The organism is Streptomyces sp. NPDC026377 (assembly GCF_055567715.1).
Window position 1 is genome coordinate 1 of record NZ_JBVHPV010000047.1, and the last position, 1,784, is coordinate 1,784.

The window sequence follows — 1,784 nt, forward strand, 5'->3', positions numbered from 1 at the left end:
CGAACGAAGCAGTCTCCGACGTGAACCGGTCACCCGTGAGCTGCATCCCATCACCCGAATCACCCGCAAAACGAATGACCACCCGATCCAGGCGCCTGACCTCTTTCCGGACCCCGGGTTTGCGCTGCTCGCCGACGACGGCCTCTTCGGCCCCGTCTGCCTGCTCGGCTGACGTACTGACCTGGCTGGTCACTGAACTGGACCTCCCTGGGACGGGCTGCTCGGGCGCGCCCGGAGAACCGGTCGCTCCAAAGTCCACCCTACGTCGGTAAGGGTCGCCTTCCCTGGATGCGACGCATCCTGGACGCCCTTATGAGATGGTCCAATGCCCAGGTTTGTCATATTTCAGTCACCCCCCAGGTCCGTCTGGCAAGGCGCCCCTCGCTCGGTCTTCAGTTGTAGGCCCGCCACCCTGCCCCTAGAACTGACAGGGTGTCAGGTGTTCAGGAATTGAGATAGGTCAGCACCGCGAGTACCCGGCGGTGGTCGCCGTCACTTGGGGAGAGACCCAGCTTCAGGAAGATATTGCTCACGTGCTTCTCGACGGCGCCGTCGCTGACGACCAGCTGCTTCGCGATCGCGTTGTTCGTACGCCCCTCGGCCATCAGGCCGAGGACCTCGCGCTCGCGCGGCGTGAGCCCGGCAAGGACGTCCTGCTTGCGGCTGCGGCCGAGCAGCTGGGCCACCACTTCGGGGTCCAGGGCGGTACCGCCCCGGGCGACCCTTACGACGGCGTCCACGAACTCCCTGACCTCGGCGACACGGTCCTTGAGCAGGTAACCGACGCCGCGGCTGGAACCGGCCAGCAGTTCGGTGGCGTACTGCTCCTCCACGTACTGCGACAGCACGAGTACCCCGATGTCGGGGTAGAGCTTGCGCAGCAGCACCGCGGCGCGGACACCCTCGTCGGTGTGGGTCGGCGGCATCCGTACGTCCGCGACGACCACGTCCGGCAGCGCGTTCTGCTCGGCGAGCTCGCCGACTGTCTTGACCAGCGCGTCTCCGTCGCCGACCCCGGCGACGACGTCGTGCCCCCGGTCGGTCAGCAGGCGGGTCAGTCCCTCCCGAAGCAGCACTGAATCCTCGGCGATGACGACCCGCACTCTGTCCTCCACGATCTGCAGCCCCCCGGCTAGCTAGTGCTCGACCACGCCCCCCGAACGGCGGCGCGCACCTCCAGCATCCCAGCATCTGGATCGGCCTGGGGGGAATCCGGGGGCGGGGGTTCGGAGGCGGGGTCCGTGCGGGGATTTGTCTGTGGCTGATTGCGCAGTTCCCCGCGCCCCTGATCCGGCTCGGGGTGCGTCCGCGGGATGGTGGGGGGTTGCTCGCGCAGTTCCCGGCGCCCCTGGTCCGGCTCGGGGTTGGTCCGCGGGTCGGTGGTGGGCTGGCCGCGCAGTTCCCCGCGCCCCTGGGGGACTCGGCCCGAGCGGGATTCCCGGGCTGCGGCGGCCCCCCTCAGGGGCGCGCGGAACTGCGCGACCAAGCCCCACCGGCCCGCAGACGGACGAGGACCCAGGGGCGAAGCCCTCAAGGGGCGCGGGGAACTGCGCGACCAGCCCCCACCGGACCCGCGGACTGACACACAGCGGGACGCGGGGGCGCAGCCCCGCCAGGGGTGCAGGGGGCAAAGCCTCCGCCACCGGGGTCCGGGGGCGCAGCCCCCCGGGGGGCCCCCCCCCCCCCCCCCCCCGGGGGTTGGGATGGGGGGGGGGGGGGGGGGCCCCCCCCCCCCCCCCCCCCCCCCCCCCCCCCCCCCCGCCCCCCCCCCCCCCCCCCCCGCC

At 71.7% G+C, this 1,784-nt stretch carries 2 protein-coding genes; both read right to left on the reverse strand.

Translation table 11 applies throughout. From position 1 onward, the window contains the following. On the reverse strand, positions 1-193 hold a 193-nt coding region (locus ACZ4MU_RS35190), incomplete at its 3' end, for a hypothetical protein (protein WP_467883698.1). Positions 194-443: 250 nt separating this feature from the next. Then, a complete protein-coding gene (locus tag ACZ4MU_RS35195; RefSeq protein WP_467883700.1) occupies positions 444-1,103 on the reverse strand; it encodes a response regulator transcription factor in 660 nt (219 codons plus the stop codon). Positions 1,104-1,784 lie beyond the last annotated feature (681 nt).